Annotated in this window: 21 protein-coding genes; 11 read left to right on the top strand and 10 right to left on the bottom strand. The window is 58.0% G+C overall.

The features are described 5' to 3' along the window. Positions 1–169: 169 nt before the first annotated feature. From nagE to chiP, 3 genes are all read left to right on the top strand, one after another. Positions 170–2,191 (top strand): N-acetylglucosamine-specific PTS transporter subunit IIBC, encoded by a 2,022-nt coding sequence (nagE, locus tag LG383_RS12800; RefSeq protein WP_225759292.1) that lies wholly within the window; start codon positions 170–172, stop codon positions 2,189–2,191. A 178-nt stretch (positions 2,192–2,369) separates the two neighbouring features. Beyond that, positions 2,370–4,037, top strand: coding sequence for a glutamine--tRNA ligase (gene glnS, locus LG383_RS12795; protein WP_166181869.1), 1,668 nt, complete (start codon positions 2,370–2,372; stop codon positions 4,035–4,037). A gap of 434 nt (positions 4,038–4,471) precedes the next feature. After that, positions 4,472–5,878: a chitoporin gene (gene chiP, locus LG383_RS12790; RefSeq protein ID WP_225759291.1), complete on the top strand. Its 1,407-nt coding sequence runs from the start codon at positions 4,472–4,474 to the stop codon at positions 5,876–5,878. Positions 5,879–6,047: 169 nt separating this feature from the next. Here the strand turns inward: chiP and fur are convergent, their stop codons facing one another. The 4 genes from fur to ybfF form a co-directional block, all read right to left on the bottom strand. Continuing rightward, positions 6,048–6,494 carry a ferric iron uptake transcriptional regulator gene (gene fur / locus LG383_RS12785; protein WP_106992353.1) on the bottom strand — a complete coding sequence of 149 codons (447 nt, stop codon included), beginning with the start codon at positions 6,492–6,494 and terminating at the stop codon, positions 6,048–6,050. 291 nt (positions 6,495–6,785) lie between these two features. Then, complete coding sequence (gene fldA, locus LG383_RS12780) at positions 6,786–7,316, bottom strand: flavodoxin FldA (protein WP_181247199.1); 531 nt, start codon at positions 7,314–7,316, stop codon at positions 6,786–6,788. A gap of 155 nt (positions 7,317–7,471) precedes the next feature. After that, positions 7,472–7,759 carry a LexA regulated protein gene (ybfE, locus tag LG383_RS12775; RefSeq protein ID WP_106992354.1) on the bottom strand — a complete coding sequence of 96 codons (288 nt, stop codon included), beginning with the start codon at positions 7,757–7,759 and terminating at the stop codon, positions 7,472–7,474. 128 nt (positions 7,760–7,887) lie between these two features. After that, positions 7,888–8,661 carry an esterase gene (ybfF, locus tag LG383_RS12770; RefSeq protein WP_225759290.1) on the bottom strand — a complete coding sequence of 258 codons (774 nt, stop codon included), beginning with the start codon at positions 8,659–8,661 and terminating at the stop codon, positions 7,888–7,890. Between the two features lie 183 nt (positions 8,662–8,844). Here ybfF and seqA point away from each other — a divergent pair, with 183 nt between their 5' ends. After that, complete coding sequence (gene seqA, locus LG383_RS12765; protein WP_142488699.1) at positions 8,845–9,387, top strand: replication initiation negative regulator SeqA; 543 nt, start codon at positions 8,845–8,847, stop codon at positions 9,385–9,387. 24 nt (positions 9,388–9,411) lie between these two features. Then, entirely contained in the window at positions 9,412–11,052 is a 1,641-nt protein-coding gene (gene pgm, locus LG383_RS12760; protein WP_106992357.1) for a phosphoglucomutase (alpha-D-glucose-1,6-bisphosphate-dependent), read from the top strand. 81 nt (positions 11,053–11,133) lie between these two features. On the opposite strand, the gene kdpE is transcribed toward pgm, so the two are convergent. From kdpE to kdpF, 6 genes are read right to left on the bottom strand one after another with little or no spacing between them, the layout of a single operon-like run. After that, entirely contained in the window at positions 11,134–11,811 is a 678-nt protein-coding gene (gene kdpE, locus LG383_RS12755; RefSeq protein WP_106992358.1) for a two-component system response regulator KdpE, read from the bottom strand. Then, the gene (kdpD, locus tag LG383_RS12750) at positions 11,808–14,483 is read right to left on the bottom strand and encodes a two-component system sensor histidine kinase KdpD (protein ID WP_225759289.1); all 2,676 of its coding nucleotides are present in this window, start codon (positions 14,481–14,483) and stop codon (positions 11,808–11,810) included. The genes kdpE and kdpD overlap by 4 nt, the downstream gene beginning before the upstream one ends. Further along, complete coding sequence (kdpC, locus tag LG383_RS12745; RefSeq protein ID WP_225759288.1) at positions 14,484–15,059, bottom strand: potassium-transporting ATPase subunit KdpC; 576 nt, start codon at positions 15,057–15,059, stop codon at positions 14,484–14,486. 12 nt (positions 15,060–15,071) lie between these two features. Further along, positions 15,072–17,120: a potassium-transporting ATPase subunit KdpB gene (kdpB, locus tag LG383_RS12740; protein WP_225759287.1), complete on the bottom strand. Its 2,049-nt coding sequence runs from the start codon at positions 17,118–17,120 to the stop codon at positions 15,072–15,074. A gap of 18 nt (positions 17,121–17,138) precedes the next feature. Continuing rightward, entirely contained in the window at positions 17,139–18,818 is a 1,680-nt protein-coding gene (kdpA, locus tag LG383_RS12735; protein WP_225759286.1) for a potassium-transporting ATPase subunit KdpA, read from the bottom strand. Beyond that, complete coding sequence (gene kdpF, locus LG383_RS12730) at positions 18,818–18,907, bottom strand: K(+)-transporting ATPase subunit F (protein ID WP_071886481.1); 90 nt, start codon at positions 18,905–18,907, stop codon at positions 18,818–18,820. Before kdpF ends, kdpA begins: the two co-directional genes overlap by 1 nt. A 309-nt stretch (positions 18,908–19,216) precedes the next feature. Here kdpF and LG383_RS12725 point away from each other — a divergent pair, with 309 nt between their 5' ends. From LG383_RS12725 to pxpA, 6 genes are all read left to right on the top strand, one after another. Continuing rightward, positions 19,217–19,423, top strand: coding sequence for a YbfA family protein (locus LG383_RS12725; RefSeq protein WP_106992808.1), 207 nt, complete (start codon positions 19,217–19,219; stop codon positions 19,421–19,423). A gap of 587 nt (positions 19,424–20,010) precedes the next feature. Further along, complete coding sequence (gene phrB, locus LG383_RS12720; RefSeq protein WP_106992363.1) at positions 20,011–21,423, top strand: deoxyribodipyrimidine photo-lyase; 1,413 nt, start codon at positions 20,011–20,013, stop codon at positions 21,421–21,423. 10 nt (positions 21,424–21,433) lie between these two features. Next, a complete protein-coding gene (locus LG383_RS12715) occupies positions 21,434–22,177 on the top strand; it encodes a type 2 GTP cyclohydrolase I (RefSeq protein WP_166181877.1) in 744 nt (247 codons plus the stop codon). A gap of 14 nt (positions 22,178–22,191) precedes the next feature. Continuing rightward, positions 22,192–22,848, top strand: coding sequence for a 5-oxoprolinase subunit PxpB (gene pxpB / locus LG383_RS12710; protein ID WP_225759285.1), 657 nt, complete (start codon positions 22,192–22,194; stop codon positions 22,846–22,848). After that, the gene (gene pxpC / locus LG383_RS12705; protein ID WP_106992366.1) at positions 22,842–23,774 is read left to right on the top strand and encodes a 5-oxoprolinase subunit PxpC; all 933 of its coding nucleotides are present in this window, start codon (positions 22,842–22,844) and stop codon (positions 23,772–23,774) included. The genes pxpB and pxpC overlap by 7 nt, the downstream gene beginning before the upstream one ends. Continuing rightward, positions 23,764–24,498 carry a 5-oxoprolinase subunit PxpA gene (pxpA, locus tag LG383_RS12700; RefSeq protein ID WP_225759534.1) on the top strand — a complete coding sequence of 245 codons (735 nt, stop codon included), beginning with the start codon at positions 23,764–23,766 and terminating at the stop codon, positions 24,496–24,498. Before pxpC ends, pxpA begins: the two co-directional genes overlap by 11 nt. Positions 24,499–24,519 lie beyond the last annotated feature (21 nt).

Genomic DNA, 24,519 nt, shown 5'->3' with positions numbered 1-24,519 from the left:
CAATATTTGGTGACAAAACTCACAAAAAGTACGCTTTTAATTTGCGATACGAATTAATTTTCCACACACTCAATCAGCCAGTGAATCATCAACTGTATGTATAAGTTAGTGACACAATAAAAACACAGCTGAGAACACACCGTTAACGGGGTCTCATAGGGGGAATAAATTGAGCATTTTAGGTTATTTACAAAAGGTTGGTCGCGCCTTAATGGTGCCGGTCGCCACGCTGCCTGCAGCAGCAATATTGATGGGTGTCGGTTACTGGATTGACCCGGTAAGTTGGGGTGGTGATAACGCCTTGGCTGCTTTGTTAATCAAATCGGGCGCCGCCATTATCGATAACATGTCCGTACTGTTCGCCATCGGTGTGGCTTATGGTATGTCCAAAGATAAAGACGGTGCTGCGGCACTGACCGGCTTTGTGGGCTTCCTTGTGTTGACCACGCTCTGCTCCCCGGCTGCGGTATCGATGATTCAGAAGATCCCTGCGGACCAGGTTCCTGCAGCGTTCGGTAAGATCAACAACCAGTTCGTGGGTATCCTGGTGGGTATCATCTCCGCTGAACTGTACAACCGCTTCAGTAGCGTTGAGTTGCCAAAAGCACTCTCCTTCTTCAGCGGTCGTCGTCTGGTGCCGATCCTGACCTCCTTCGTGATGATCGCTGTGGCCTTCATTCTGATGTACATCTGGCCGATGATCTTCGACGGTCTGGTGAACTTCGGTGAGCACATCCAGAAGCTGGGTTCCGTCGGAGCGGGCGTGTATGCGTTCTTCAACCGTCTGCTGATCCCGGTCGGTCTGCACCACGCGCTGAACTCCGTATTCTGGTTTGACGTTGCAGGTATCAACGATATCCCTAACTTCCTTGGCGGTGCACAGTCGATTGCCGCTGGTAAAGCAGAAATCGGTATTACAGGTCGTTACCAGGCGGGCTTCTTCCCGATTATGATGTTCGGTCTGCCGGGTGCGGCGCTGGCTATCTACCACTGCGCGCGTCCTGAGAATAAAGCGAAGGTACTGGGTATTATGATGGCGGGCGCATTCGCGGCCTTCTTCACCGGTATCACCGAGCCGCTGGAATTCTCCTTCATGTTCGTGGCGCCAGTACTGTACTTCATCCACGCAGTGCTCACCGGTATTTCTGTGTTTATCGCGGCAAGTATGCATTGGATTTCAGGCTTTGGTTTCAGCGCAGGTCTGGTGGATATGATGCTTTGGGTACGTAACCCACTGGCAACACACTGGTACATGCTGATCCCACAAGGTCTGGTGTTCTTCGCTATCTACTACGTGGTGTTCCGCTTCACCATCACCAAATTCAACCTGATGACCCCGGGTCGTGAGCTGGCGGTTGCCGGTAGCGAAGCGGATGGTCAGGATGTGAACGTGAGCGGCAACGCGACGGAAGACGTTTCCGGTCTGGCGCGTCAGTACATCGCGGCAGTCGGCGGTTCCGACAACCTGACCGGTATTGATGCCTGCATCACCCGTCTGCGTCTGAACGTGAAAGACTCTTCTCTGGTCAACGAAGCGATGGCTAAACGCCTGGGTGCTTCTGGCGTTATCCGCCTGAACAAAACCAGCGTGCAGATCATCGTCGGCTTCGTGGCTGAGAAAATCGCTAACGCAATGAAAACCACCGGCCCGGTTGCCGCTGCTGAAGCGACCTCTGCCCCAGCCGCAGCACCTGCCGCCGTTAAGCCACAGGCTGTTGCCAATACCACCACCATCGCTGCGCTGGTTTCACCAGTGACCGGTGACGTGGTTGCCCTGGAGCAGGTGCCTGATGAAGCCTTCGCCAGCAAAGCAGTAGGCGATGGCGTGGCGGTAAAACCAACGGATAAAACCGTGGTCTCCCCGGCAGCCGGTACTATCGTCAAAATCTTCAACACCAATCACGCGTTCTGCCTGGAAACGGAGAAAGGCGCGGAGATCGTGGTCCACATGGGTATCGATACCGTGGCGCTGGGTGGTCAGGGCTTCAAGCGCCTGGTTGAAGAGGGTGCCGAAGTGGTTGCCGGTCAGCCGGTACTGGAAATGGATCTCGACTTCCTGAACGCCAATGCCCGCTCCATGATCAGCCCGGTTGTCTGCAGCAACATCGACGACTTCAGCGGCCTGGTCATCAAGGCGCAGGGTCAGGTTGTTGCCGGTCAGACACCACTGTATGAAATTAAAGGCAAATAAGTGCTCCTGAGTTAGCGTTAATGCCTGAGCGGCGGGGATATCCCCGCCGCTTTTTTTTACAGCAATCGCCCCGATTATTCTCTCCACAGACCTTTTTCACGTAACTAAAGGTTGTCACTACGCCCGGCTTATAAGATCATATGCCGTTATACGTCGTTTACGCTTTGAGGAATCCACGATGAGTGAGGCTGAAGCCCGCCCAAGCAACTTTATTCGTCAGATCATCGATGAAGATCTGGCCACTGGTAAGCACACCACTGTTCATACCCGTTTTCCGCCGGAGCCAAATGGCTACCTGCACATTGGTCATGCGAAATCGATCTGCCTGAACTTCGGCATTGCGCAGGACTATCAGGGTCAATGCAACCTGCGTTTCGATGACACCAACCCGGTGAAAGAAGACATCGAATACGTAGAGTCCATTAAGAACGACGTGCAATGGTTGGGCTTCAACTGGTCTGGCGACATCTGCTATTCCTCTGACTATTTTGACCAGCTGTACGCCTACGCCGTTGAGCTGATCAACAAAGGCCTGGCCTACGTTGACGAGCTTTCCGCTGACGAAATCCGCGAATACCGCGGCTCGTTGACCGCGCCGGGTAAAAACAGCCCGTACCGCGATCGCAGCGTGGAAGAGAACCTGGCCCTGTTTGAAAAAATGCGTGCCGGTGGCTTCGAAGAGGGTAAAGCCTGTCTGCGCGCTAAAATCGATATGGCTTCGCCGTTTATCGTGATGCGTGACCCGGTGCTGTACCGCATTAAGTTTGCCGATCACCACCAGACCGGCAGCAAGTGGTGCATCTACCCGATGTACGACTTCACCCACTGCATCAGCGATGCGCTGGAAGGCATTACCCACTCGCTCTGTACCCTGGAGTTCCAGGACAACCGTCGCCTGTACGACTGGGTGCTGGATAACATCTCTATTCCGGTGCATCCGCGTCAGTACGAGTTCTCTCGCCTGAATCTGGAATACACCGTGATGTCCAAGCGTAAGCTGAACCTGCTGGTCACTGACAAGCACGTTGAAGGCTGGGATGACCCGCGTATGCCGACCATCTCTGGTCTGCGTCGTCGTGGCTATACCGCGGCATCCATCCGTGAGTTCTGCAAACGCATCGGCGTGACCAAGCAGGACAACACCATCGAGATGGCGTCGCTGGAATCCTGTATTCGCGAAGATCTGAACGACAATGCACCGCGCGCCATGGCGGTTATCGATCCGGTAAAACTGGTTATCGAAAACTACCCGCAGGGCGAAAGCGAGCTGGTTACCATGCCGAACCATCCGAGCAAGCCGGAGATGGGCAGCCGTGACGTGCCGTTCAGCGGCGAGATCTGGATCGATCGTGCTGACTTCCGTGAAGAAGCCAACAAGCAGTACAAGCGTCTGGTGATGGGTAAAGAAGTGCGTCTGCGTAATGCCTACGTGATCAAAGCCGAGCGTGTGGAAAAAGACGCAGAAGGCACTATCACCACTATCTTCTGTACCTACGATGCTGAGACCCTGAGCAAGGATCCAGCCGACGGTCGCAAGGTGAAAGGTGTTATCCACTGGGTGAGCGCGGCTCATGCGCTGCCGGTTGAAATCCGCCTGTACGATCGTCTGTTCAGCGTGCCAAACCCGGGTGCCGCCGAGGACTTCCTGCAGGTGATTAACCAGGATTCACTGGTGATCAAGCAGGGCTTTGCCGAGCCATCCCTGAAAGCTGCCGTTGCTGGTCATGCGTATCAGTTCGAGCGCGAAGGCTACTTCTGCCTCGACAGCCGCTATGCCACCGCCGACAAACTGGTATTTAACCGCACCGTCGGTCTGCGTGATACCTGGGCGAAAGCGGGCGAATAATTCCCTTTTTCCTGTAAAAAACGCCGCGCACTGCGGCGTTTTTTTGGTCTGCCATAAGCCGTTAGTCTTTTAAATCTTCGCGTTGCGAATTAATTCTGTTTCTTAAAACGGTTCGCTTTCTCTTCCCTTTCGCAAATTAATCGCTAATACGGCCGGGCAGGGTAGGTAATCTTTATTTATTAAAAATAAATCGCTCATTCTGAAGATTATTTTAAATAAATATTCTTCCTCATTTCCTTTGTTACAAACCGCAACCAAATATGTGCGCTTTGTCATAATCCTGACTTTTGATCGCTGAAAAGCATTGATAATTCGCGTCGCGAAAAATAGTCTAAGGGCAGGAGATGTAAGCGGGTATTTCCGCTTACCTCCACTTTTAACTTTTTTGTTTTTCGCCGTTTTAGGCGCTTTTAATACGTCAAAGAGGATTAATTATGCGTACGTTTAGTGGCAAACGTAGTACGCTTGCGCTGGCTATCGCCGGTGTTACAGCAATGTCAGGCTGGATGGTTTCTCCGGAAGCTCAGGCCGAAGGTTTCATTGATGATTCAACCCTCACGGGCGGTATCTATTACTGGCAGCGTGAACGTGACCGTAAAGATGTTGAGTCAGATAAATATAAAACTAACCTCGCTCACTCCACCTGGAACGCCAACCTTGATTTCCAGTCCGGCTATGCCGCTGACATGTTCGGCCTTGATTTGGCTGCCTTCACTGCCATCGAAATGGCGGAAAACGGCGACAGCGGCCACCCGAACGAAATCGCTTTCTCATCCAGCAACAAAGCCTATAAAGAGGACTGGTCCGGCGATAAGAGCGGGATCAGCCTGTATAAAGCGGCAGCAAAATTTAGATACGGTCCGGCCTGGGCCCGCGGCGGCTGGTTACAGCCAACCGGTCAAACCCTGTTAGCGCCGCACTGGAGCTTTATGCCGGGTACCTATCAGGGTGCCGAAGCCGGGGCCAACTTTGACTACGGCGATAGCGGTGCGTTGAGCTTCTCTTATATGTGGACCAACGAGTACAAAGCGCCGTGGCATCTCGAGATGGACAAGTTCTATCAGAATGACCGAAAAACCCGCGTCGACTATCTCCACTCCTTCGGCGCGAAGTACGATTTCAAAAATAACCTGATTCTGGAAGCCGCTTTTGGTCAGGCTGAAGGCTTCATCGATCAGTACTTTGCCAAAGCCAGCTATAAGCTGGATATCGTCGGCGGTCCGCTCTCTACCACCTATCAGTTCTACGGCACGCGTGATAAAGCCGACAGCGGCACCGTGAACGATATCTACGACGGTACGGCCTGGCTGCAGGCGCTGACCCTGGGTTACAAAGTCGGGCAGGTCGATTTACGTCTGGAAGGGACTTACGTCAAGGCGGAAGGGCAGCAGGGTTACTTCCTGCAGCGTATGACCCCAACCTATGCGTCCTCCAACGGTCGTCTGGACGTGTGGTGGGATAACCGCTCCGACTTTAACGCCAACGGCGAAAAAGCGGTCTTCTTCGGCGCCATGTACGATCTGAGCAACTGGAATCTGGCGGGCTGGAGCGTTGGCGCGTCTTATGTCTACGCCTGGGATGCGAAACCGGCCGACTGGTTAATCAACAGTGCCGGTCAGCGTGAAGATATCGCCTCGAACAAGATCAAGGAATCGGCCTACAGCCTGGATGCGATCTACACCCTGCAGGATGGCCGCGCGAAAGGGACCATGTTCAAACTGCACTTCACGCAGTATGACAACCACTCCGATATCCCAAGCTACGGCGGCGGCTACGGCAACATCTTCCAGGATGAGCGCGACGTGAAGTTTATGGTTATCGCCCCGTTCACTATCTTCTGATGACAATCCGGGCGGGGAATTCCCCGCCTTTTGCCACGCCCGGGGTGCAAACTGCCGGAACTGAGCCCGTAGGCCCGCGTAAGCGTAGCGCCACCGGGCTCTTTTTTTTACCTGTAAAAAGGCAAAAAAAAAAGCCAACCGTCAGGTTGGCTCAGTGTCGATGCAGAGATTACTTCGTGTCGTGCGCGTGGTCATTTTCGCGGCAGTCGCCTTCGGCACAGTGGCCGTACAGGTACAGACTGTGGTTGGTCAGACGAATGCCGTGACGTGCGGCAATTTCGCGCTGGCGTAATTCGATGGAATCATCGCTGAATTCGATCACTTTGCCGCAGTCGAGGCAAATCAGGTGATCGTGGTGGTGCTGCTGCGTCAGTTCAAACACGGATTTACCGCCTTCGAAATTATGACGCGTGACGATGCCTGCATCGTCGAACTGGTTCAGTACACGGTAAACGGTAGCCAGACCAATCTCTTCGCCCATGTCGATCAGACGCTTGTATAAGTCTTCCGCACTGACATGATGGTTATCCGGACCCTGAAGCACTTCCAGGATTTTTAACCGTGGAAGCGTGACTTTCAGTCCGGCCTTCTTTAATGCGGTATTGTTGTCAGTCATGCGGAATCTGTCCTGTTGCTAAACGATTCACTTCTAAAGAAGAAGTGACAGAAAATGCACCTGGGATAATGCGTCTCATTATAGAACTGCCATGACGTAATGAAAACTGCAAGTCTCAAGTAAAGTATGCTTATAAAAACGAGGTACCGCCAACAAAGTTGTTACAAGGTTCCCCGTTTACTCCTGGATCATTGTACAGGTATGGCAGCAAAAGTTAAAAATTTGTAGCAATTATTTTGATTGGAATTACCTATCAATGCGGCGCAACTTTAGCGTTGCGCCGCGACATCATCATGCGTTGAGGATGTCGTCAAGGTGCAGTTCTTCGCGGATTTGTTTAACCCATTTGTCCACGCGCTCAGCGGTCAGTTCCGGCTGACGGTCTTCGTCGATAGCCAGACCCACGAAGTTGTTATCATCGGCCAGACCTTTAGAGGCTTCGAAGTGGTAACCAGCGGTTGGCCAGTGGCCCACAATCACCGCGCCGCGTGGCTCAATGATGTCGCGAATGGTGCCGAGGGCATCGCAGAAGTACTCTGCGTAGTCTTCCTGATCGCCACAGCCGAACAGGGCCACCAGCTTGCCGTTGAAGTCGATCTCTTCCAGAGACGGGAAGAAGTCGTCCCAGTCACACTGCGCTTCACCGTAATACCAGGTCGGGATGCCCAGCAGCAGAATATCGTAACCTTCGATATCTTCTTTGCTGCTTTTCGCAATGTCATGCACATCGGCAACGTCTTTACCTAACTGTTTTTGAATGTTTTTTGCGATGTTTTCGGTGTTACCCGTGTCGCTGCCGAAAAAAATGCCGATGATTGCCATGAGTAAAATAACCTCTTGATACTTAATGGTATGGTGGCGCAATTTAGCCACGGATAAGGGCAATCATAGCAGAACAGAGAAGCCTGCGGAAACTGCTATCACGCAGGACTGCACTCTGTGCTACATGAAAGCAACAAGAAGGGGAGTTTTCTGACTTACGCTTTGCCGTGCCATTTCTCGAGCTGCGCGATCAGCATCTCTTCGATAAGCTCACTGCGGCTGATATCACGGGCATTCGCCAGCTCATTCAGCGCATCGACGGCATCAGCATTCAGTTTCAGCTCGACGCGTTTAAGCCCACGACTTTTATCGCGTTTAAGCTGATTGCGCTTATTAATGCGCAGCTGTTCATCACGCGATAGCGGATTGGTTTTCGGTCGTCCCGGGCGACGCTCATTCGCGAACAGATCTATTGTCGTGCGGTCCGTGTGTTCTTTGGCCATGATTCTGAGACTTCGGGGGAAACAAGACACCCTGCTAATGCCCGGGCGATAAGCGCGCCATCATACATCACCGAAAACGGCACGCCAACGACTGGAGGCCTGCCGGCGACCAGTCGCTCTCTTTTTAATCAATTATTGATGTCAGCGAGGTAACGGCGGATAGCGCGCAGCACCGCGTCCGGTTTTTCAGCATGAACCCAGTGTCCGGCCCCGGCAATGACATGCGCTTTGGCCTGAGGGAATTGCGCCAGCAGCGCATCGCGGTACGCTTCGGTGACATACGGGGAATTGCCGCCAGTGATGAACAGGGTAGAGTGCGGCCACGCCGGGACCGGCTGCCAGCCGACGATCTGGTCATACCGATCCCAGAGAACCGGCACGTTGAAGCGCCACGCGCCGTCGACGAAGGATTTCAGCAGGAACTGCACCACGCCCTCTTCATCCAGATGTTCACGCATCAGCGCCGCGGCCTGCTGGCGGGTGCTGACCCCGGCGTCGGTGACGGCATTGATGGCAGCGAAGATCTCATCGTGGCGGCGTACGTCGTAATCCACTGGGGCGACGTCGATCACCACCAGCCCGGCAATCCGCTCCGGGGCTATGGCCGTCAACGCCATGACCGCTTTGCCGCCCATTGAGTGACCTATCATGATCGCCTTTTCAATATTGTGCTCATCCAGCGTATCCAGCAGATCCTGGGCCATGTCGGCGTAGGTCATCTCTGCCGAGCGCGGCGACAGACCATGGTTGCGCATATCCACCTGCAGCAGCGCGTGGTCGGTCACCAGATCCCGTGCCAGCACGCCAAGGTTATCCAGGCTGCCAAACAGGCCATGCACCAGGACGATGGGGGAATTATTGTGCGGCGATTGTGCAGATTGCACTCGGGTATTCAATTTCATGGCAAAGTTCTTTTTTTACGTATGTCAGGTTAGGGTATCATGTTGACCATTCTGCCGCCCGGCTGCAAGGAAACAGTTAATTCTGACTTTTGCCGCCATTCTGGCTTGACGCTATCCGCTGTTGGGTTTTGACCTTATACTCCCAACGACTTGTATTCAGATAAGATATCGCACTGGATTAAGATGAAAACAATCGAAGTTGATGACGAGCTTTATCAGTATATCGCCAGCCAGACGCGGCATATCGGTGAGAGCGCGTCCGACATTTTACGGCGCATGCTGAAAATTGCCGCCGCCTCCCAGTCTGCCGCTCCGGCCATCAAAGAAACGCGCCAGCCCGCTGCTGTCGCGCAGGAAAAGCCGCTGTCACCGGTAAAAGACAAAGTGCGTGCGATGCGCGAACTGCTGCTTTCTGACGAATATGCTGAGCAGAAGAAAGCCGTTAACCGCTTTATGCTGGTGCTGACTACACTCTATTCACTGGATAACAACGCATTTGCCGACGCGACGGAGTCTCTCCACGGTCGCACCCGCGTCTATTTCGCGGCTGACGAGCAAACGCTGTTACAGAATGGCAATCAAACTAAGCCCAAGCACCTGCCTGGTACGCCGTACTGGGTGATCACCAATACCAACACCGGACGCAAGCGCAGCATGATCGAACACATCATGCAGTCCATGCAGTTCCCGGCGGAATTGACTGATAAGGTTTGCGGCACTATTTAACCCTTGCATCAGAAGGACCAGGCAATGGCAAATCACAATCGTGCGGGTCAACCTGCACAACAGAGCGATTTGATTAACGTCGCCCAGCTTACCGCCCAGTACTACGTGCTGAAGCCGGAAGTGGGTAACGCAGAACACGCAGTGAAGTTTGGTACATCCGGGCACCGCGGCAGTGCGGTACGCCACAGCTTTAACGAGCCGCATATTCTGGCCATTGCTCAGGCCATCGCGGAAGAGCGTGCCAAAAATGGCATCACCGGTCCGTGCTACGTGGGTAAAGATACCCACGCCCTGTCAGAGCCCGCTTTTATTTCCGTGCTGGAAGTGCTGGCGGCCAACGGCGTGGACGTCGTGATTCAGGAAAACAACGGCTATACGCCGACCCCTGCGGTCTCTAACGCCATTCTGGTGCATAACCAGAAAGGCGGCGCACAGGCGGATGGCATTGTGATCACCCCATCCCACAATCCGCCGGAAGATGGCGGCATCAAATACAACCCACCGAACGGCGGCCCGGCTGACACCAACGTCACCAAAGTGGTGGAAGATCGTGCCAATGCCCTGCTGGCCGACGGCCTGAACGGCGTGAAGCGCATTTCCCTGGACGAGGCGATGGCCTCCGGCCACGTGAAAGAGCAGGATCTGGTGCAGCCGTTTGTTGAAGGGCTGGCGGATATCGTCGATATGGCGGCGATCCAGAAAGCCGGTCTGAAGCTGGGCGTCGACCCGCTCGGCGGTTCCGGTATCGAATACTGGAAACGTATTGCCGAACACTACAAGCTGGATCTGACCATCGTGAACGATCACGTCGATCAGACCTTCCGCTTTATGCACCTCGATAAAGATGGCGCGATCCGCATGGACTGCTCCTCCGAGTGCGCGATGGCGGGCCTGCTGGCGCTGCGCGACAAGTTTGACCTCGCCTTTGCCAACGACCCGGATTACGACCGTCACGGCATCGTCACCCCTGCCGGCCTGATGAACCCGAACCACTACCTGGCGGTAGCCATCAACTACCTGTTCCAGCATCGTCCACAGTGGGGCGCAGAGGTTGCCGTGGGTAAAACCCTGGTCTCCTCCGCGATGATCGACCGCGTGGTTAACGACCTGGGCCGCAAGCTGGTGGAAGTGCCGGTTGGCTTCAAGTGGTTTGTTGACGGTCTGTTCGACGGCAGCTTCGGCTTTGGCGGCGAAGAGAGCGCGGGCGCGTCCTTCCTGCGCTTCAACGGCACCCCGTGGTCTACCGACAAAGACGGCATTATCATGTGCCTGCTGGCGGCGGAAATTACTGCCGTTACCGGTAAGAACCCGCAGGAGCATTACAACGAGCTGGCAGCCCGTTTTGGTGCCCCGAGCTACAACCGCCTGCAGGCCTCTGCCACGTCGGCACAGAAAGCGGCACTGTCTAAGCTGTCACCGGAAATGGTCAGCGCCAGCACCCTGGCAGGTGACCCGATCACTGCCCGTCTGACGGCAGCACCAGGTAACGGTGCGTCCATCGGCGGCCTGAAGGTGATGACCGAGAACGGCTGGTTCGCCGCGCGTCCATCCGGCACCGAAGACGCGTACAAAATCTACTGTGAAAGCTTCCTCGGCGACGAACACCGTCAGCTGATCGAGAAAGAAGCGGTTGAGATTGTGAGTGAAGTGCTGAAAAACGCATAATCATCAAAAACGGCAACCTGGTTGCCGTTTTGTTGTATTCGTAGGCCCGGTAAGCGCTAGCGCCACCGGGCTTTTTTGTGCTCAAAGCATAAACCGATAGCCAATCCCGGTTTCGGTTAACAGGTGGCGTGGCCGCGCGGGGTCCGCCTCGAGTTTTTGCCGCAGGTGTCCCATATAAATCCTCAGGTAGTGACTGTGCTCCACCGCATTCGGTCCCCAGACCTGGCTTAACAGCTGGCGCTGGGTGAGCACCTTGCCGTGATTGTTGAGCAGGACCGCCAGCAGGCGGAACTCGATAGGGGTCAGGTGGATTTCCGTCTCATCCCGCTGAATGCGCCGTGAGGCCAGATCGACGCGAATATCAGAGAAGCTATACACTGGGTCGGCAGGGGAGGTTGTTGCGTGGCGGCGCAGGGCAACGCGCAGACGCGCCTGCAGTTCGCCAATGCCAAACGGCTTGCTGAGATAGTCGTCGGCCCCGGCATCGAGCGCGGCAATTTTGTCGGTCTCTTCCAGACGCGCCGAGAGCACAATGATCGGCATCTGGCTCCACTGGCGCACTTCCCGGATAAAGTCGAGGCCGTCGCCGTCCGGCAGACCCAGATCGAGGATCACCAGATCCGGCTTGCGGGTAGCGGCTTCAATCAAACCCCGCTGCAGCGTGCCGGCCTCGTGGACGCGCAGCCCTTCACCTTCCAGCGCGGCGCGCAGAAAACGGCTGATAGCGAGTTCATCTTCAACAATCAGGACGTTAATCACAAATCCTCTGGGAATTCATTCAGTTCGGGTGGCGTATCGCGCGGCAGTGTAACACAAAAACCGGCTCCCCCTTCGGGACGGTTATGGGCCGTGATGCTGCCCCCGTGCACCTCAACAATCGCCTGGCAGATGGCCAGCCCCAGCCCGACGCCGGGAATGGCGGACTCCTTATTCCCACGGGCGAACTTATCAAAGATAGCCTGTTCCTGACCCGCCGGAATGCCGGGACCGGTATCCCACACCTCCAGCTGCAGCTGTTCGGGAGTGACGCGGGCGTGAATGCCGATTTGCGCTCTGCTCCCCGCGTATTTCCCTGCGTTCTCCAGCAGGTTAATCAGCACCCGCTCGAACAGTGGGCCATCCACGTGGATCAACGCCAGCGGATCGGCCATATCGAGCGCGATATGCCGACCACCCAGACCCGGCTCCAGCGTTTTTAAGGCGCTGCCGATCACCTCTTCCAGCGTCAGCCACTCTTTTTTCAGGTTAAAGCCGCCGGACTGGATCCGCGCCATATCCAGCAGGTTGTTCACCAGCCGGGTGGTATTCAGGACGTGCTGGCGGATCTCGCTGGCCTGCGGGGCGTGGCGGGAGCCCTCGGCCGCCAGGTCGAGGGTCAGGATCTCCGACTGGCCGAACAGCACCGTCAGCGGGGTGCGCAGATCGTGGGAGAGGGCCGCCAGCAGCGAGTTGCGAATGCTCTCCCGCTCGCTGGCTAACCGCGCCTGCTCTTCGCTGGCGGTCAGTGCCAGCCGCTCGAGGGCATTGGCAACCAGCAGGGTAAAGGTCTCCAGCAGGCGCTGCTGCTCGGGGATCATCAGCTGACGCAGGTTGGACGGCTCGACGATGACCACCCCCTGATGCTGCAGCGGCAGGATAAGATACGGCACGCCGGGCAGGGTATCGGTTCCCGCCCCGGCGGGCTGGCCCTTGTCAAAGCTCCAGCGGGCAATGGCCTCATCCCAGGGCGTCATGCCCGAGGCCGGGGTCAGCGGGCGCAGCTGGCCCTCCTGATCTGGCAGCAGGATCAGGCTGCGGGCGTGAAAGGTGGAGTGAATAAACTGCTGGCTGGTCTGGACGATATCCTGCGTCGTACGGCCCACCGCCAGCGCCTTCGACATCTCATACAGATGGCGGGTGCGCTGCTCGCGGTAGCGGGCGATCCGCGCCTGATAGCGCACCCCCGCCGTCAGGTTGCCGATCAGCAAGCCCACCGCCAGCATCACGGCGAAGGTGAGGACGTACTGCACGTCCGACACCGCCAGAGTGCCGCGCGGGGCGATGAAAAAGAGATCGAAGCTGACCACGTTGATCACCGTCGCCAGCACCGAGGGCCAGCGGCCGTAAAACAGTGCCACCACCACCACCCCAAGCAGGTAGATCATCACCAGATTGGCGGCGTCAAATTCCGGTAGCCACTGGCTGGCGATAACGGTGATCAGGGCGCAGAGCAGCACCGCCACCAGACAGCCGCGCAGCTGGATCCGCCATTTATCACTGAACGTCCGGTTATCCGGGGTTCTGGCGGGCAGGGCCGCGGGCTTGTCGTCGAGGGCGACGATCAGCAGGTCGAGGTCCGGCGCGCGCTGCGCCAGCCTGTCGGCAAAGGTCTCCCGGTTGAACCAGCGGCGATGGGAACGCCTGCCGATAACAATCTTGCCGAGGTTATGCTCCCGGGCGTAACGCAGGATGGCTTTGTCTTCTGCCTGTTCGGCCAGGGTAGCGGTTTCAGCCCCCAGCTCCTGGGCCAGCCGCAGGGCGCTGAGAATGGCGCGGCGCTGGTTCTCCGGCAGGCGGTGCAGCTGCGGGGTCTCGACGTAGACGGCGTGCCAGACGCTGCCGAATTTCGCCGCCAGACGCGCGGCGGTACGCACCAGCTTCTCGTTGCCGCTCCCGTGACCGATGCAGAGCAAAATGGCGTCGCGGGTATGCCACACTTTTTCTTCGCCCTGACGATCGCGCCAGGCCCGCATCTGATCGTCCACCCGGTCGGCGGTGCGGCGCAGGGCCAGCTCACGCAGGGCGATCAAATTGCCTTTACGGAAGAAGTGTTCGATGGCCCGCTCCGCCTGCCCGGTGATGTAGACCTTACCTTCATGCAGGCGCTGGCGCAGATCGTCCGGGGGCAGATCCACCAGCACCACTTCGTCCGCCGCGTCGAAGAACGGGTCCGGAACCGTCTCCCGGACCTGAACCCCGGTGACGCCGCTGACCACGTCGTTAAGACTTTCCAGATGCTGGACGTTGACGGTGGTAAAGACGTCGATCCCCGCTTCCAGCAGTTCTTCCACGTCCTGCCAGCGTTTGGGGTGGCGCGAGCCGGGGGCGTTGCTGTGTGCCAGCTCGTCCATCAGGATCAGCGCCGGACGGCGGGCGAGGGCGGCATCGAGATCGAACTCCGACACCAGGCGCCCGCGATGATGAATGCGCCGGGGCGGCTGGGTCGCCAGCCCGGCCAGCAGGGCGGCGGTCTCCTGACGACCGTGGGTCTCCGCCACCCCGATCAAAATATCGAGCCCCTGGGCGCGCAGACGCTGCGCTTCACTGAGCATGGCGAAGGTCTTACCGACGCCCGCGCAGGCGCCGAAGAAGATTTTCAGCTTGCCGCGATGGAGGGCGGCAGCCTGCTCCAGTAATTTGTCCGGGTCCGGGCGCTGAGGCTCGTCGATCATTTAGGGTTTCCTTAGTGCGTCCAGCGCCAGATTTAATTCAACAATGTTGACCACCGCCCCGCCCATCGCGCTGAACAGCGGTTTTTGGGTATGTTCCGCCACCAGCTGGCTGAGCTGCCCGGGCGCTATCTGACGCGCCTGCGCCACGCGCGGGATCTGCCAGGCGACGGCCTGCGGCGTCAGGCTGTAGTCCAGCCCGCTGGCCGAGGCGGTCACCAGCTCAACCGGCACCGCCTGGCTGGCCTGCGGGTTGGCGACGCGTAATGCCGCAACCCGTGCGCGAACGGCGTTATCCAGCTCAGGGTTGCTGCCCGCCAGGTTGCTGCCGCCCGAGGCCAGCGGATTATACGGGCTTTCTGCCGTGGCGGAAGGACGTCCGTGAAAGTAACCTGCTCCGGTAAAGTCTTGTCCAATCAGGCGGGAACCGCGGATCTCCCCCTGCTGGCGGATAAGGGATCCGTTAGCCTGGTCGGCAAACCACCACTGCCCCAGGGCGGTAGTCACCAGCGGATAGACACCCCCGGTGATCAGGGCCAGCAGAATAAACAACAGTATAGCGGGACGTAACATAGCCATTTGATTTTCCTCTTAAACCAGCCCGAACAGGGTGAGTACCAGGTCGATGGCCTTAATGCCGATAAAGGGCACTACCAGCCCACCCAGACCGTAAATCCACAGATTGCGGCGCAGCATGGCGGCGGCGGTGAGCGGCTTGTAGCTCACCCCTTTCAGCGCCAGCGGGATCAGAAAGACAATGATCAGGGCGTTAAAGATCACCGCGCTCAGGATGGCCGAGGCGGGGGAGTGCAGGTGCATCACGTTGAGGGCATTCAGCTGCGGATAAGTTGCTGCAAACGCCGCCGGAATGATGGCGAAATATTTCGCCACGTCGTTGGCGATACTGAAGGTGGTCAGCGAGCCCCGGGTCATCAGCATCTGTTTGCCGATATGCACCACCTCAATCAGCTTGGTCGGGTTAGAGTCGAGGTCGACCATATTCCCCGCCTCTTTTGCCGCCTGGGTGCCGGAGTTCATCGCCACCGCCACATCGGCCTGGGCGAGGGCCGGGGCGTCGTTGGTGCCATCCCCGGTCATCGCCACCAGCCGTCCTTCGGCCTGGTACTGGCGGATCAGCGCCAGTTTGGCCTCCGGCGTTGCCTCGGAGAGGAAATCATCCACCCCCGCTTCGGCGGCAATGGCGGCGGCGGTCAGACGGTTATCCCCGGTGATCATCACCGTTTTAATGCCCATTTTACGCAATTGGGCAAAACGCTCCTTGATGCCGCCTTTGACGATGTCCTTCAGGGCGATCACCCCCAGCACGGTAGCCCCTTCGGCCACCACCAGCGGGGTGGCCCCCTGACGGGCGACGTTCTCCACCAGGGTATCGACCTGCGGCGGGAAGTGGCCGTTGTTGGCGGCGATATGCCGGCGAATGGCATCCACCGAGCCCTTACGAATCATCCGCTCCTGGAAGTTAATCCCACTCATCCGCGTCTGCGCCGTAAAGGGCACAAAAGTGGCATGCAGGCTCTGCACGTCGCGCTGGCGCAGGTTAAAGCGCTGTTTGGCGAGGATCACGATGCTGCGGCCTTCCGGAGTTTCATCCGCCAGCGAGGCCAGTTGGGCAGCGTCGGCCAGCGTTTTTTCCTCCACCCCCGGGGCGGGCAGGAATTCGGAGGCCTGACGGTTGCCGAGGGTGATGGTGCCGGTTTTATCCAGCAGCAGCACGTCGACGTCGCCCGCCGCCTCCACCGCCCGGCCGCTGGTGGCGATGACGTTTGCGGCAAGCATTCGGCTCATGCCTGCCACGCCGATGGCCGACAGCAGGCCGCCAATGGTAGTCGGGATCAGGCACACCAGCAGGGCAATCAGGACGGTGACGCTCACCGCCGTGCCGCCATACGACGAGAAAGGCCACAGGGTGGCGGTCGCCAGCAGGAAGACGATAGTCAGCGCCACCAGCAGGATGGTGAGGGCGATTTCGTTCGGGGTTTTACGCCGCTGGGCGCCTTCCACCATGGCGATCATCCGATCGAGGAAGGTCTCCCCCGGGTTAACGCTGCACTGGATCACCAGCCAGTCGGAGAGAATGCGCGTCCCGCCGGTGACCGAGGCAAAATCACCCCCGGACTCGCGGATCACCGGCGCGGATTCGCCGGTGATGGCGCTCTCATCCACCGAGGCGCCCCCTTCGATGACTTCCCCGTCGCAGGGAATAATGTCTCCGGCCTCCACCAGCACGATGTCGCCCTTGCGCAGCGTGTCTGCCGGCACCCGGTCGGTATCGGCACCGTATTTCGCTTCGCGCAGCTTGCGGGCGAACGCCGTTTTCTGCACCCCTTTGAGGCTGTTGGCCTGCGCTTTACTGCGTCCTTCCGCCAGCGCTTCGGCGACGTTGGCAAACAGCACGGTGAACCACAGCCACAGACCGATCGCCGCGGTAAACGAGGCGCTCCCTGGAAGCAGCCCACCTGCCATGGCAAGTGCCAGCAGGGTGGTCAGCAGGCTGCCCAGCCAGACAATAAACATCACCGGATTGCGCCACTGCACGCGCGGGTCGATTTTTTTAACCGCATCCATCAGCGCCTGACGAACCAGCGAGGGTTCGAGCAGGGCCAGTTGCTTACGACTCATGACCATTACTCCGCAAAATCAGCGTAAAGAGAGATGTTCCGCGACCGGGCCTAAGGCGAGGGCGGGAATAAAGGTAAGGGCGCCCACCAGCAGGACGGTGCCAATCAGCAGACCGACAAACAGCGCACCGTGGGTGGGCAGCGTGCCGCCAGAGGCGGGCTGGCGGGTCTTATTGACCAGCGATCCGGCGATCGCCATCACCGGGATAATCACCCCGAAGCGGCCGATTAACATGCAGAATGCCAGCAGACAGTTCCAGAACGGCGAGTTGGCGCTCAGCCCCGCAAAGGCGCTGCCGTTGTTGTTGGACGCCGACGAAACCGCGTACAACACCTCACTGAACCCGTGGATCCCGGGGTTGAAGATGCCGCTGCGTCCGGCCTCGGTCATCAATGCCAGGGCGGTACCGAGCAGGACCAGCGCCGGGGTGACGAGGATCGCCAGCGCGGTGAGCTTCATCTCCCGCACGTCGATTTTTTTGCCCAGATATTCCGGGGTGCGGCCAATCATCAGCCCGGCGATAAACACCGCCAGCAGCACGAACAGGAGCATCCCGTACAGGCCCGATCCAACGCCGCCAAACACCACTTCACCAATCTGCATCAGCCACAGCGGGATCATCCCGCCCAGCGCGGTGAAGGAGTCGTGCATGGCATTGACCGCCCCGCAGGAGGCGGCGGTGGTGACCACGGCGTACAGGCTGCTAGCGAGAATGCCAAAGCGGCTCTCTTTGCCCTCCATATTGCTGTTGCTGTCGGCACCCAGCAGCATGAAGTGGCTGTTGCCCTGCCACTCCGCCCACATCACCAGCGCGGCGCAGATCGCAAAGATGATCGACATGGTCCAGAGGATCGCGTGCCCCTGGCGGCGATCGCTGACCGCCTCGCCAAAAGCAAAGCACAGCGCGGTGGGGATCAGAAAGATCGCCAGCATCTGCACGGCGTTAGTCAGGGCGGTCGGGTTCTCAAACGGATGGGCTGAATTCGCATTAAAGAAGCCGCCCCCGTTGGTACCGAGCATTTTGATCGCCTCCTGGGAGGCCACCGGCCCCATCGGCAGCAGCTGTTTAGCCCCTTCCAGCGAGGTGAAGGGCTGATACGGCAGCAGGTTTTGCAGCACGCCCTGCTGGATAAACAGCAGCGCGATGACCAGCGACAGCGGCAGCAACACCCACAGGGTAATGCGGGTCAGGTCGACCCAGGCATTGCCCAGGGTGGTGACATTCTGGCGCGCAAAGGCGCGGGTGAGGGCGAAGATTACCGCGATGCCGCTGGCCGCTGAGAGAAAGTTTTGCACCGTCAGCCCGGCCATCTGGCTGAAATAGCTCAGGGTGGTCTCCCCGGCATAGGACTGCCAGTTGGTATTGCTGACAAAGCTGACGGCGGTGTTCAGCGCCAGATGCCAGGAGAGGCCGGGGAGCTGCTGCGGGTTGAGCGGCAGATATCCCTGCAACATAAGCATGGCGAACAGCGCTGCCAGGCCTACCCCGTTCAGCAGCAGAATTGCCATGAGATAGTGACGCCAGCCCATTTCTGCGGTGCCGACCCCGAGCAGGCGCAGCAATCCTGCATCAAGGGCTTGCACCCCAGGCAGCGGCAGGCCGTTAATCATCCGTGCCAGCCACATCCCCAGCGGCCGGGCAAGTATGAATAGCACCAGCAGAAAGCCGGCGATAAGCAGAAATCCTTGTGCGGCCATCAGAATGCCTCCGCGTTCAACAGGGCATAAATCAGATACCCCAGTAACAGGAATACCAGCACGATGCCCGCAATTACACCTGCACTCACAATTCACCTCCGGGTGACATTAGTAATGGTGCAAAGGGTAAAATTTCGGTCGCAAAGATTTCGCAAAAATCAGAGGGAGAGGTGTAAAAAAAGTATAAAGAGGGATAAAACCATAATTTAACTAATGATTAGTATAAATTTAACTTTTCTGTAACTAAATTACGGCGTGATGTGTAAATATTCACTAAATGGATGAGAAAAAGTGGTCGGATGAGTAGTAAAATTACAGCCAAAGCGTTATTATTTTCATCAGATAAACAGTTTTACTTTTCCGGAGAGGGTTTCCGGCCAGAAAGAGGGGAGAAAATGATGGAATTTTACAAAGCATATCCGGCACATATCGTTTTTATTCGCCGCACTTTCGCTGTTCTGGCGGGTGTTCTGGCGTTACCAGTGATGCTTTTCTGGAAAGAACGTGCTCGTTTTTATAGTTATCTGCATCGCGTCTGGGCCAAAACCAGTGACAAACCGGTGTGGATGGATCAGGCCGAAAAAGCCACTTGTGATTTTTATTAAGTATTAAGAAAGACTACACACAGCACCTGCAGCAATAAAAAAACCGCCACAGCAATGTGGCGGTTTTTTTATCCCTCGGGATTCGCGGTCCGTTGGGAAGACTGCAACTCTACCAGAGAAGGCCATTCTCGCTGAACGGAAACCCGTGGTCAAACCGCGTGACCTAAACATATTCTCAAAGAAGCGGAACATAGGTTTACCACCGGGCCATACCTTCTATTATGAACCGTCCCTTTTCGCCATCTCGCAAATGGGCACCGGTCCCGGGAAAGGTCTATCAACAACCGTTGCAACTCGTACCAGAGCTTGTGTCTGCCGGATTATCACCGGTGGTGAACGGTGGAGCGGTTAGTTTGCAGGGACCGCATAATGAAACGCTATCTGTGTATCGCGTTCATTGTCGCCAGCGTATTCGTGGTAAGAAGTGACGATCCAGCCGTGTTCGTTACCCTTACTTCATTCACGCAGGACAAGTAGCGTTAAGGCCGCCATCAGGGCGGCCTTTTTTATGCCAGTATGGCTACACTTGTTAAAGCAAAGTATCCTCGGTGACTTGTAGATGTTACAGACGATAATCCTGGAGTGTTATGGCCACCCATCTGGTCTGGTTTCGCGCCGATCTGCGCATCCACGACAACCTGGCGCTTGCCGCCGCCTGCCGCGACAAAAATGCCCGTGTGCTGGCCCTTTTCATCGCCACGCCGCAACAGTGGCAACAGCACGCCATGGCACCGCGCCAGGCCGCGTTTCTTCACGCCCATCTCAACGGTCTGCAGCAGCAGCTCGCCGATAAAGGTATTCCGCTGCTGTATGCCCAGGTTGATGATTTTGCGGCCCAGGCTGAGAAAGTGGTTCAGCTTTGCGACGAGCATGACGTCACCCAACTCTTTTATAACTACCAGTACGAACTGAACGAGCAGCAGCGCGATCGCCAGCTGGAACGTATGCTGGAGGTTGTGACCTGTCAGGGATTTGATGACAGCGTTATCCTGCCCCCGGGCAGCGTCATGACCGGCAATCACGAGATGTACAAAGTGTTTACGCCGTTTAAAAACGCCTGGCTGCGGCGGCTGAAAGAGGGGCTACCCGAGTGTGCGGCGGCACCTGCCGGGCGCGAAGGCGAGAAGGTCACGCCCGTGGCGCTGGATTTTGACTATCCGCAGCAGCCGTTCGATACAGCGCTGTTTCCGGCGAGCGAGAAAGAGGCGATTGCCCGGCTGCGCCAGTTCTGCCAGCACGATGCGGGCGAATATGAAACCCAGCGCGATTTCCCGGCGATTGAAGGTACCAGCCGTCTCTCCGCCTGTCTGGCGCTGGGGGTGCTGTCACCCCGTCAGTGCCTGCACAGATTGCTGGCCGAGCAACCCCAGGCGCTGGAGGGCGGGCCGGGCGCAGTGTGGCTGAACGAACTTATCTGGCGGGAGTTTTATCGTCACCTGATGACGTATCACCCTGATTTATGTAAATATCGACCATTCATCCGCTGGACTGATAATGTGAAGTGGCAGGCTGAAGATGCCCAGCTGCAGGCCTGGCAAGATGGACAGACCGGCTATCCGATCGTCGATGCCGCTATGCGCCAGCTGAATGAAACCGGCTGGATGCACAACCGCCTGCGGATGATCACCGCCAGCTTCCTGGTGAAAGACCTGCTTATCGACTGGCGAGCCGGGGAGCGTTACTTTATTTCGCAGCTGATTGATGGCGATCTGGCCGCCAACAATGGCGGCTGGCAGTGGGCGGCGTCAACCGGAACCGACGCGGCCCCCTATTTTCGTATTTTTAACCCGACAACCCAGGGGCAGAAGTTCGATACCGACGGCGTGTTTATCCGCCGCTGGCTGCCGGAGCTGGCCACCGTGCCGGACAAGGCCATCCATGACCCCTGGACCTGGGCGGACAAGCAGGGGATCCCCCTCGATTATCCGCGCCCGGTTGTCGATCATAAACAGGCACGCGTCGCCACGCTGGCAGCGTATGAAGCCGCCCGGAAAGCGTAAGGGAGCAACAATGAAAAACAGTGAACTGGAAAGACTGATTAACGACAAGCTGAACAGCGCAAGCTTCAGCGACTATGCGCCGAACGGCCTGCAGGTGGAAGGGCGTGAGCAGGTGCAGAAGATTGTCACCGGCGTGACCGCAAGCCAGGCGCTGATCGACGAGGCGGTGCGCCAGCAAGCCGACGCGGTCATTGTCCACCACGGCTATTTCTGGAAAGGCGAGTCTCCGGTGATCCGCGGCATGAAGCGCAATCGCCTGAAAACGCTGCTGGAAAATGACATCAATCTTTACGGCTGGCATCTGCCGCTGGACGCGCATCCGGAGCTGGGGAACAACGCCCAGCTGGCGGCGCTGCTTGGCATTACCATCATGGGTGAAATTGAGCCGCTGGTGCCCTGGGGCGAACTCTCGATGCCGGTCCCGGGTCTGGAGCTGGCGTCATGGATTGAAGCCCGACTGGGACGTCGTCCGCTGTGGAGCGGCGATACCGGGCCAGACACCGTACAGCGCGTCGCCTGGTGTACCGGCGGTGGGCAGGGCTTTATTGACAGTGCGGCGCGCTTTGGCGTCGATGCTTTTATTACCGGCGAAGTGTCGGAGCAGACTATTCACTCTGCCCGGGAGCAGGGGCTGCATTTTTATGCGGCAGGACACCATGCTACGGAACGCGGCGGCATTCGCGCCCTCAGCGAATGGCTGACGGAAACCACTGACCTGGATGTCACCTTTGTGGATATCCCTAATCCAGCCTGATGAGAGGTATATAAGTGCAGCGAGCACGTTGTTATCTGTTAGGCGAAACCGCCGTCGTACTGGAGCTCGAGCCGCCGGTCACCCTGGCGACGCAAAAGCGGATCTGGCGCCTGACCCAGCGACTGGGTGAAATTCCCGAAGTGGTGGAAGCCATTCCGGGGATGAATAACATCACCGTGGTGTTGCGCAATCCTCACTCGGTTGCGCTGGATGCGATTGAGCGTCTGCAGCGCTGGTGGGAGGAGAGCGAGGCGCTGGAGCCGGAGTCGCGCTATATCGAAATCCCGGTGGTGTACGGCACCGCAGCGGGTCCCGATCTGGGCGAAGTGGCCCGGCACGCCGGATTAACCGAGAAACAGGTCGTGGAGCTTCACTCGTCCATGGATTATGTGGTCTGGTTTTTAGGTTTTCAGCCGGGCTTTCCTTATCTGGGCGGGTTGCCTGAGCAGCTCGCGACCCCGCGCCGGGATGAACCCCGGCTGCAGGTTCCGGCGGGCTCGGTGGGGATTGGCGGGGCGCAAACCGGCATTTATCCGTTAGCCACCCCTGGCGGCTGGCAGCTGATTGGGCACACCCCGTTGCCGCTGTTCGATCCCGATCGTGATGAGCCGGTGCTGCTGCGACCGGGCGATACCGTGCGGTTTATCCCGCAGAAGGAGGGGGTATGCTAAAAGTTATTCGCGCAGGGCTCTATACCTCGGTGCAGGACGGCGGACGCATCGGGTTTCGCCAGTCGGGGATCAGCTACTGTGGCGCGCTGGATAAACCGGCCCTGCAGATTGGTAACATCCTGGTGGGCAACGACCCGGACGATGCCGCGCTGGAGATCACCCTCGGGCAGTGCACTTTTGAATTTGAACAGGACGGCTGGTTCGCCCTGACCGGGGCGGGCTGCGACGCCCGGCTTGACGGCGCGGCGGTCTGGACCGGCTGGCGTCTGCCGGTGAAGGCCGGGCAACAGCTCACCCTGAATCGCCCCCTGCGCGGCATGCGTAGCTATCTGGCGATTGCGGGTGGCATCGACGTGCCATCGGTGATGAACTCCCTCAGCACCGACCTGAAGGTGGGCCTCGGTGGCCACGAAGGGCGTCTGCTGAAAGATGGCGATCGGCTGGCGGTTCGGCCTGGTGGGCGCGAGTTCCTTGAAGCCCAGGGCGTTAAGCAGCTGCTGTGGGGTAACCGCGTGCGCGCTTTGCCGGGGCCGGAATACCACGAGTTTGATAAGGCCTCGCAGGATGCGCTCTGGCGTCTGCCGTGGCAGCTCAGCCCGCAAAGTAACCGCATGGGCTATCGCCTGCAGGGGCAGAAGCTGGTGCGCAATACCGAGCGTGAAATGCTGTCGCACGGCCTGCTGCCAGGCGTAATCCAGGTGCCGCACAACGGGCAGCCGATCGTACTGATGAACGATGCCCAGACCACCGGGGGCTATCCGCGGATCGCCTGCATCATCGAGGCCGATATGTACCACCTGGCACAGGCCCCGCTCGGACAGCCGATCCACTTTGTGCCCTGTACGCTGGAAGAGGCGCTCGACGCGCGTCGGATCCAGAAGCAATACATCGAACAACTGGCGTGGAGGTTGCATGATCGCGGTTGATTTAAATGCCGATTTAGGCGAAGGCTGCGGCAGCGATGCCGCGCTGTTACAGCTGGTGTCGTCAGCCAACATCGCCTGCGGTTTTCACGCTGGCGATGCCCAGACCATGCAGGCCTGCGTGCGTGAGGCGCTAAAAAATGGGGTCTCCATCGGGGCGCACCCAAGCTTTCCGGATCGGGAAAATTTTGGCCGCACGGCCATGACCCTGCCGCCGGAGACGGTCTATGCGCAAGTGCTGTACCAGATTGGCGGCCTGGCGGCGATCGTGCGCGCCGAAGGAGGGCAGCTGCGTCACGTGAAACCGCACGGCATGCTCTATAACCAGGCGGCAAAAGATCGCGATCTGGCCGATGCCATCGCACGGGCCATCTCTACCATCGACCCGGATTTGATTCTGGTGGGGCTGGCAGGGAGCGAGCTGATCCGCGCGGGGACGCGCTATGGCCTGATTACCCGGGAAGAGGTGTTCGCCGATCGCGGATATCAGGCTGACGGCAGCCTGGTGCCGCGTACCCAGGCCGGGGCGCTGATCGCCGATGAAGATCAGGCTCTGGCGCAAACCCTGGCGATGATCCAGCGCGGACGGGTGAAAAGTATTACCGGTGAATGGGCCACCGTGCACGCGCAGACGGTCTGCATTCACGGTGACGGAGAACACGCCCTGGCTTTTGCCCGTCGCCTGCGTACAGAATTTGAAGCAAACAATATAAAAATCAGTGCATAACGCACACTTGCAAACACCACA

Source organism: Leclercia sp. Marseille-Q4284 (assembly GCF_916618945.1).
Lineage (GTDB): Bacteria > Pseudomonadota > Gammaproteobacteria > Enterobacterales > Enterobacteriaceae > Enterobacter > Enterobacter tamurae.
The sequence above is the reverse complement of the archived record's forward strand: the minus strand, read 5'-3'. Positions and strand labels throughout refer to the sequence as shown.

Excerpts from the sequence above, each read along its gene's own strand:
- seqA (WP_142488699.1), top strand. The coding sequence starts at position 8,845 with ATGAAAACAATCGAAGTTGATGACGAGCTTTATCAGTATATCGCCAGC.
- fur (WP_106992353.1), bottom strand. The coding sequence starts at position 6,494 with ATGACTGACAACAATACCGCATTAAAGAAGGCCGGACTGAAAGTCACG.
- LG383_RS12725 (WP_106992808.1), top strand. The coding sequence starts at position 19,217 with ATGGAATTTTACAAAGCATATCCGGCACATATCGTTTTTATTCGCCGC.
- fldA (WP_181247199.1), bottom strand. The coding sequence starts at position 7,316 with ATGGCAATCATCGGCATTTTTTTCGGCAGCGACACGGGTAACACCGAA.
- glnS (WP_166181869.1), top strand. The coding sequence starts at position 2,370 with ATGAGTGAGGCTGAAGCCCGCCCAAGCAACTTTATTCGTCAGATCATC.
- pxpC (WP_106992366.1), top strand. The coding sequence starts at position 22,842 with ATGCTAAAAGTTATTCGCGCAGGGCTCTATACCTCGGTGCAGGACGGC.
- ybfE (WP_106992354.1), bottom strand. The coding sequence starts at position 7,759 with ATGGCCAAAGAACACACGGACCGCACGACAATAGATCTGTTCGCGAAT.
- ybfF (WP_225759290.1), bottom strand. The coding sequence starts at position 8,661 with ATGAAATTGAATACCCGAGTGCAATCTGCACAATCGCCGCACAATAAT.
- pgm (WP_106992357.1), top strand. The coding sequence starts at position 9,412 with ATGGCAAATCACAATCGTGCGGGTCAACCTGCACAACAGAGCGATTTG.
- kdpA (WP_225759286.1), bottom strand. The coding sequence starts at position 18,818 with ATGGCCGCACAAGGATTTCTGCTTATCGCCGGCTTTCTGCTGGTGCTA.
- kdpB (WP_225759287.1), bottom strand. The coding sequence starts at position 17,120 with ATGAGTCGTAAGCAACTGGCCCTGCTCGAACCCTCGCTGGTTCGTCAG.
- kdpD (WP_225759289.1), bottom strand. The coding sequence starts at position 14,483 with ATGATCGACGAGCCTCAGCGCCCGGACCCGGACAAATTACTGGAGCAG.
- kdpC (WP_225759288.1), bottom strand. The coding sequence starts at position 15,059 with ATGGCTATGTTACGTCCCGCTATACTGTTGTTTATTCTGCTGGCCCTG.
- chiP (WP_225759291.1), top strand. The coding sequence starts at position 4,472 with ATGCGTACGTTTAGTGGCAAACGTAGTACGCTTGCGCTGGCTATCGCC.
- phrB (WP_106992363.1), top strand. The coding sequence starts at position 20,011 with ATGGCCACCCATCTGGTCTGGTTTCGCGCCGATCTGCGCATCCACGAC.
- LG383_RS12715 (WP_166181877.1), top strand. The coding sequence starts at position 21,434 with ATGAAAAACAGTGAACTGGAAAGACTGATTAACGACAAGCTGAACAGC.